Origin of the sequence: Pseudomonas entomophila, from assembly GCF_029478665.1 — a bacterium.
Taxonomy (GTDB): domain Bacteria; phylum Pseudomonadota; class Gammaproteobacteria; order Pseudomonadales; family Pseudomonadaceae; genus Aquipseudomonas; species Aquipseudomonas entomophila_F.
Map to the genome: position 1 here is coordinate 94551 of NZ_JARPQB010000007.1, position 6792 is coordinate 101342.

Consider the following 6792-nt stretch of genomic DNA (forward strand, 5'->3'; position numbering starts at 1 on the left):
GTCATGTCAGGCAACGGCCGCTACCACGCCAGCGGCCTGTCGAAGCCTTTCCAGCACAGCCAGCGACGGATCTCCCCATGCTCGCCGGTGCCGATCTGCCAATCGGGGCGGCCTCGGTCAAGGGCGATGAGCGAAATGAAACCGGCCTGGCTGGCCGCCACCAGGGTGCGGCCGTCCTGGCTGATGTCCATGGCGCTGATGGTCGAGCCGAGGTAGTGCTGCCAGTGCGCTTGGCCATCTTCGCCGAAGGCGCGTATATAGCCCTGAGCGTCACCGACGATGTACTCACCCTCACGGGCCACGCCGGCATGCAGCGGTGCGCCTTGTTGCAGCAGCGGCGCTTCGTTGTGGACGTCGCTGCCCAGGCTCGGCAGGTCCGCTACGCGCACGCCTACGGTCGTGCCGTGACAGCAGCGGCAGGCATTGAGCATCAACTGGTCGCCCCGATGGTTGAACAAGGCGAAATGGGGAGACTCGTCGCCCGGGCTGACTTCGGCAAGTTGGCGCAGTTGCCCATCGAGCACCAGGTGGCGGCCACACTGCTCGCCGAGCGCGATCAGCCGACCATCCGGCGACAGCGCGGCGTGCTCCATTTCCAGCATCAGGGGAACGTCGTCCGGGTCGGTGCCGTTGCGCAGCGCCTCGAGGATCTCGCTTTCCCGTGGCAACAGGCGGGTCGCCCCCTGGGCCGCCAGGAGAAAGATACCGTCGCTGCTGACCAGCAACACACGCTGGCCGTCGGGGAAGGGCAGCAGCGCGGTCGGCGTCGGTGGCAAATCGAGTGGGTCGAACGGGTAGCCCTTGGGCAGCCCCTCCAGCCCGTGGGGCCACGCCAGTCGTGTAACCAGGGGGCCGCCCCAGCCATCGGTGACGCGCACGCCATCGCTGTTGGCCAGGGCGTAGTAGCGACGCTGCGGGCAACGGCCGAAGTGTTCGACGCCGATCACCGGCGTGACGGTGTAGCCATCGATGTGCAGCACCCGGCCTCGGTCCCAGAGCCGGCCGATCCGCACCAGCAGACTGCCGTCGTCGAGCATCAGCAGGTGGCCAATGCCTTGGGCCTGCTTTTCCAGCAAGGGGAGCAGCGGCAGGTGCGCCGGCGGCCATGCTTCACGGAACAAGGCGCGCTGCCGCGCGTCGGTGCCGGGCCGGTTGATCGCTTGCAAGGCACAACGCCAGGCGTCGAGCAGGTGCACGGTGTCGGGTGCCTGGGGTTCATCGAGCGTGTCCCAGCCTTGTGCGCGGCCCTGCGCCACATAAGCGTTGATCGCTTCGGCGTAGGCGACTACGGCTGCGCGCCACTGCTGCTGGGGGTGTTGCTTGTCCATGGTCGGATCGAACTCCTTGTTCCGCGAGGCTGACCGGGTGCGTGCCACAAAAGGGTGCACGAATGCGCGCATGGTACTCCGTCCGCGCCCGTGGTTGTGAGGGCCAGGCCGGATGCGTACCATGCCGGCATCCTTCCAATAACAAAACGTGCGTCAGCCGCCTGTGTGCCCAGGGGGCGGCGTGTGTTCCCTTGCCTTGTCCGCGGAGTAAAGACTTCATCACATGAATGGCCCCGTCCCCTCGAACCTGCCCCCCACCGCCGGCAACGGCAGCTGGCTGAGCGTCATCGCCCTGGCGCTGGCGGCGTTCATCTTCAACACCACCGAGTTCGTGCCCGTGGCACTGCTCAGCGACATCGGCCGCAGCTTCGACATGACCACCGCCCAGGTCGGCCTGATGCTGACCATCTATGCCTGGGTGGTGGCGCTGGCGTCGTTGCCGATGATGCTGATGACCCGCAACATCGAGCGGCGTCGCCTGCTGCTGTTCGTGTTCGTGGTGTTCATCCTCAGCCACCTGATGTCGTGGCTGTCGCAGAGCTTCGCCATGCTGCTGGTCAGCCGTATCGGCATCGCCCTGGCCCATGCCGTGTTCTGGGCCATCACCGCGTCGCTGGCGGTGCGCGTGGCGCCGCCCGGGCAGCAGGCCAAGGCGCTGGGGCTGCTGGCCACCGGCACCACCCTGGCGATGGTCATGGGCATCCCGCTGGGCCGGGTGGTGGGCGAGGCGCTGGGTTGGCGCATCACCTTCCTGTGCATCGCCGGGGTGGCGCTGGCAACCATGCTCTGCCTGATGAAGTCGCTGCCGCTGCTGCCCAGCCAGAACTCCGGTTCCCTGCGCAGCCTGCCGATCCTGTTCAAGCGCCCGGCGCTGGTGATCACCTACCTGCTGGTGACGCTGGTGATCACCGCGCAGTTCACCGCCTACAGCTACATCGAGCCGTTCGCCCTGCATGTGGCGCAGATCGGTGGCGAGCGCACCACCTTGTTGCTGCTGTTGTTCGGTGGCGCCGGGGTGTTCGGGTCGCTGCTGTTCAGCCGCTACAGCGAGCGCTTCCCGCACGGTTTCCTGGTGATGGCCATCGCCGCCCTCGCGGCCTGCCTGCTGTTGCTGTTGCCGCTGTCGGGCAACTTCTACCTGTTCGCCGGGTTGAGCATGGTCTGGGGCGTGGCGATCCTGAGCTTCAGCCTGGCGCTGCAATCGAAGACGCTCAAGCTCGCCTCGGACGCCACCGACGTGGCCATGGCGCTGTTCTCTGGCATCTACAACATTGGTATCGGTGGCGGCGCGCTGCTGGGCAGCATTGTCAGCAGCCAGCTGGGCGTGGCCGATATCGGCCTGGTCGGCGGCAGTGTCGCGGTGGTGGGGTTGGTGCTGGCGCTGGCCAGTGCCCGGCGTTTCCGTGAAGCCTTGGGCCAAGGCTGAACCTCCATCTGCCATTGTCGCGGTTCGCCGGCAAGCCGGCTCCTGCAGGTATCGTGCGGTACACACGTACCGTAGGAGCCAGCCTTGCTGGCGAACCAGGCCACCGCGGTTGCTCAGATCAACAACGCCGACCACGCCGACACCAGCAGCAACCCGGCCAGCCCCTGGTTGAACCCACGCAGCCCTCGCGGCGAACGCAGCCAGCGTGCGCTGCCCACGCCCAGCAGCGCCCAGGCGGTCATGCTCGGCAGGGCGATCAGCAGGAACACCAACGCCAGCCAGCCCATCGACAGGGCCGGCGTGGCGAACAGCCCTACCATCGCCACCGCCGTCACCCACACCTTGGGGTTGACCAGTTGCAGCGTCGCCGCGCTCAGCGGCGACAGGCCGGCATCCTCACCAGCCTGCAAGGGCGTACCGGCAGCGCGCAGCAGGCGCCAGGCCATCCAGCTCAGCCACAAGGCCCCCACCCAGCTCATGGCGTGCTGCACCCTCGGGTAGCGCAGCAACAGCTCGCCCAGACCCAACCCCACCAGCAGCATCACCGCCGAGGCGGCGCAGCAGGCGGCCAGGATCGGCCCCACGCTGGCGCGCAAGCCGCGTTGGGCGCCATGGGCCAGGATCAGCAGGTTGGTAGGCCCCGGGCTGATGCTGGCGGCGAGGGCGAAGAGAATGAAGGGCAGCAACGAGTGCGACATGGTCAAGGCTCCGAGTGATCGAAGCACCATGCTCGCCGTTGCCGGGTGTTCAGTCTGGAAGCTTTGAGCAGCGCTTGCGGTAGTCGGCCGGCGTGAGCCGGTAGGCGCGGCGGAACCAGCGGCCCAGGTGGCTCTGGTCGGCAAAACCCAGCAGGCTGGCCACTGCCGCGGGTGTCTCGCCACGGGACAGCAGGCGCCGCGCCCGGGCCAGGCGCAACTGGATCAGGTAGGCGTGCGGCGCCAGGCCGAAGGCGGCCTTGAAAGCGCGGGTGAGGCGGAAACGGTCAGTGGCGCAGACGCGCGCCAGGTCGTCCAGGCCGATGTCCTGGTCGAGGTGGGCGTGCAGGTAGTCGCGGGCGACCTGCGCGGTCAACGGCAGGCGCGGATCCGGGTCCAGGCGCTGGCGCCATTGCAGGTGGCCGGTGAGGCAGGCCAGCAGGTCGTCGAGGGCGGTCTGGCGGACGATGCGCAGCTCCCCATGATGCACCGCCGTGAAGGCGCGGGCGGTGGCGCCGGCCAGGCGCGCGTCGCGGTGCAGCAGGGCGGCGAAGCTGGGCAGGGCGCCGGACGGGGCATGCTCGAACAGCGCGCGCAGTTCGGTTTCCAGCCAGTTGGCGTCCAGGTAGAGGGTGGAGTAGGTGAAGCCGTCGTCCGTCGGCGCATGGCCGTCGTGCAGGTCGCCGGGTTCGAGCACGAACACTTGTCCCGGCGTGCTCTGGTGACGCGCGCGGCGGCAGTTGAACTGTTGCACGCCCTGCTCGGTGACGCCTACCAGGAAGCTGTCGTGCCAGTGCGGGTCGTAGGCATGGCCGGTGAAATGGGCGCGGACCGACTCGATGCCGGTGTCGGCGTCCTGTCTGAGGTCGATCCAGTTGCTCATGGGGGCGGGCCGTCCGAAGTGATCGAACGACCTTAACGTAGAACCGCACCCTCTGCTTAGAACGTTTGTGCAGCCTTCAGCGCTGGGCAAACGCCAGGTTGATTCCCAACCCGGCGAACGACGCGGCAAAACCCCGGCGCAACCACGCCTGAACGGCGGGCGACTCGATCACCGCACGGCGGAACAGGTGGGCGAGCAGGCCGTAGAGCACGAACACCACGAAGGTCATGGCCATGAACACGGCGCTCAACCCAAGCATCTGCAGGGTGGCGGAGCCGGCGCGGGGGTCGATGAACTGCGGCAGGAAGGCCAGGAAGAAGAGGGTCAGCTTGGGGTTGAGGATGTTCAGCAGGCAGGCCTTGAGCACCAACTGGCCAGCCGAGGCGGGCGTGGCCTTTGTGTCCACGGCGAAGGCCGCGCGGTCGCGCCAGGTGGCGTAGGCCAGGTACAGCAGGTAGGCGACACCGGCAAACTTCAACCCCTGGAACGCCAGGGCGCTGGCATGCAGCAGCGCCGACAGGCCCAGCACAGAAGCCAGCAGGTGCGGGACGATGCCCAGGGTGCAGCCCAGCGCGGTCCACAGGCAGGCCCGGCGCCCGGCCACCAGTGCGCTTGAGACGGTGAGGATGACGCCGCTGCCGGGGATCAGCACGATGATCAGGGCAGTGACCAGGAATTCGAGGCTCGGCATCGGTGACAGCTCCTTGCAGTCGGGGGTGGATGCACTATACGCCGGGTGCCGGTGGCTGCAACACGTCTTCCGGGCGTAGCGCGGCGAAACGCTCGTGCAGCCATTGGTGCAGTTGCGCCACGGCCGGCGTCAGCTGCTTGCGGTGCGGGCAGACCAGCGTCACGGGGGTGAGTTCGCCGGGGTGTTCGGGCAGCAGCACCTCCAGCTCGCCAGCGGCGACGTTGGCGAACACGTCCAGCCACGACTTGTAGACGATGCCTTCGCCCTCCAGTGCCCAGCGCCGGACTACATCGGCGTCGTCGCTGAACAACGGCCCGCGCACATGCACGGTCTTGTGGCCCAGGCGCCATTTGTCATAGACCCGGCTCTGTTGCAGGTACAGCAGGCAATCGTGCTGCTGCAGCTCTTCGGGCGTGCGCGGGCGGCCATGGCGTGCCAGGTAGCCGGGCGAGGCCACCACCACCCGGCGGTTCCAGGGTGCCAGGGGCAGGGCAATGTAGTTGGCGTCTTCGTTGAGGCCGTAACGGATGGCGACGTCCACCGGGTCGCGGTACAGGTCGGCCATCTGGTCGGAGAGAAAGAAGCGCAGGTTCAGGCCTGGGTGTTCGCGGCGAAAGGCGCTGAGCCAGGGGCGCAGCAGGTTGCGGCCCATGTCCGAGGGCGCGGCGATCTGCAGCACGCCGCGCAGGCTGCTGTGGTCGCCGTGCAGGTCTTCGCGGCCCTGGCGCAAGGTATCCAGCACACGCTGGGCGGTGGGCAGGTACAGCTCGCCCTCGGCGGTCAGGCGCAGGCTGCGGGTGGTGCGGGCGAACAGGCGCACGTCCAGTTCACGCTCCAGGCGCTTGATCGCCGCCGCCACCTGGCCGGGCAGCAGGTCGGCCTCGTGGGCGGCGGCGGTGAAGCTGCCCAGGGCGCTGGCACGGGCGAACAGCTCCAGGTCGGTGATGCGCAGCATTTTCACACCAGGGATGAAAGTGTTGCTGCATTGTGCGGGTTTTTCTTTGCAGCCGGAAAGATAAGATTCGCCTCAATCACGATCCCACCGAGGAGTTACCGTCCATGGACACCGTTGCCCTGGCCAAGCGCCGCTACACCACCAAAGCCTACGACGCCAGCCGCAAGATCCCCCAGGCCACCATCGACGCGCTGCTCGAGCAGCTGCGCCACAGCCCGTCCTCGGTCAACTCGCAGCCGTGGCACTTTGTGGTTGCCGGCAGCGACGAAGGCAAGGCGCGCCTGGCCAAGAGCACTGAGGGAGGCTTTCCCTACAACACGCCGAAAATCCTCAATGCCTCCCATGTGATCGTGTTCACCACCCGTACCGACATGACCGAGGCCCACCTGGACGGCCTGCTCGAGCAGGAGGAGAAGGACGGGCGTTTCCGTAACGAAGAGGCCAAGGCCGGGCAGGACCAGGGCCGCCGTTTCTATGTCAACCTGCATCGACACGACAACAAGGACCTGCAGCACTGGATGGAGAAGCAGACCTACCTGGCCCTGGGTACCGCGCTGCTGGGGGCCGCCGCCTATGGCCTGGACGCCACGCCGATCGAAGGGTTCGACGCCAAGGCGATGGACGCCGAACTGGGCCTGCGCGAGCGTGGCCTGACCAGTGTGGTGGTGCTGAGCCTGGGCTACCGCAGCGAGGAAGATTTCAATGCCGGGCTGGGCAAGTCGCGGCTGCCGGTGGACAAGGTGTTCACTTTCCTCTGAGTCTGCTGCGGCAGGGTGTTTGGCGGGAGAGTTGCTGCGCCGGTCAGATCGAGCGC

7 protein-coding genes are annotated in these 6792 nt (G+C 67.5%); 2 read left to right on the forward strand and 5 right to left on the reverse strand.

The features are described from left to right. Positions 1–20: 20 nt before the first annotated feature. Positions 21–1328, reverse strand: coding sequence for a hypothetical protein (locus P5705_RS05555; protein ID WP_277459904.1), 1308 nt, complete (start codon positions 1326–1328; stop codon positions 21–23). 223 nt (positions 1329–1551) lie between these two features. Between P5705_RS05555 and P5705_RS05560 the strand changes: the two genes are divergently transcribed. Beyond that, positions 1552–2754, forward strand: coding sequence for a sugar transporter (locus P5705_RS05560; RefSeq protein ID WP_277459905.1), 1203 nt, complete (start codon positions 1552–1554; stop codon positions 2752–2754). Between the two features lie 113 nt (positions 2755–2867). Here P5705_RS05560 and P5705_RS05565 read toward each other — a convergent pair whose 3' ends face one another. The 4 genes from P5705_RS05565 to P5705_RS05580 form a co-directional block, all read right to left on the reverse strand. Further along, positions 2868–3452, reverse strand: coding sequence for a LysE family translocator (locus tag P5705_RS05565; protein WP_277459906.1), 585 nt, complete (start codon positions 3450–3452; stop codon positions 2868–2870). Between the two features lie 49 nt (positions 3453–3501). Then, positions 3502–4332, reverse strand: a complete 831-nt coding sequence (locus P5705_RS05570; RefSeq protein WP_277459907.1) for an AraC family transcriptional regulator — start codon at positions 4330–4332, stop codon at positions 3502–3504. A 76-nt stretch (positions 4333–4408) separates the two neighbouring features. After that, complete coding sequence (locus P5705_RS05575; RefSeq protein ID WP_277459909.1) at positions 4409–5023, reverse strand: LysE family translocator; 615 nt, start codon at positions 5021–5023, stop codon at positions 4409–4411. Between the two features lie 34 nt (positions 5024–5057). After that, a complete protein-coding gene (locus P5705_RS05580; RefSeq protein ID WP_277459910.1) occupies positions 5058–5978 on the reverse strand; it encodes a LysR family transcriptional regulator in 921 nt (306 codons plus the stop codon). 104 nt (positions 5979–6082) lie between these two features. Between P5705_RS05580 and nfsB the strand changes: the two genes are divergently transcribed. After that, on the forward strand, positions 6083–6736 hold the full coding sequence (nfsB, locus tag P5705_RS05585) for an oxygen-insensitive NAD(P)H nitroreductase (protein WP_277459911.1): 654 nt from the start codon (positions 6083–6085) through the stop codon (positions 6734–6736). Positions 6737–6792 lie beyond the last annotated feature (56 nt).

Bases quoted from the DNA above. Each gene is read 5' to 3' on its own strand.
- P5705_RS05555 (WP_277459904.1), bottom strand. From the start codon at position 1,328: ATGGACAAGCAACACCCCCAGCAGCAGTGGCGCGCAGCCGTAGTCGCC.
- P5705_RS05560 (WP_277459905.1), top strand. From the start codon at position 1,552: ATGAATGGCCCCGTCCCCTCGAACCTGCCCCCCACCGCCGGCAACGGC.
- P5705_RS05565 (WP_277459906.1), bottom strand. From the start codon at position 3,452: ATGTCGCACTCGTTGCTGCCCTTCATTCTCTTCGCCCTCGCCGCCAGC.
- P5705_RS05570 (WP_277459907.1), bottom strand. From the start codon at position 4,332: ATGAGCAACTGGATCGACCTCAGACAGGACGCCGACACCGGCATCGAG.
- P5705_RS05575 (WP_277459909.1), bottom strand. From the start codon at position 5,023: ATGCCGAGCCTCGAATTCCTGGTCACTGCCCTGATCATCGTGCTGATC.
- P5705_RS05580 (WP_277459910.1), bottom strand. From the start codon at position 5,978: ATGCTGCGCATCACCGACCTGGAGCTGTTCGCCCGTGCCAGCGCCCTG.
- nfsB (WP_277459911.1), top strand. From the start codon at position 6,083: ATGGACACCGTTGCCCTGGCCAAGCGCCGCTACACCACCAAAGCCTAC.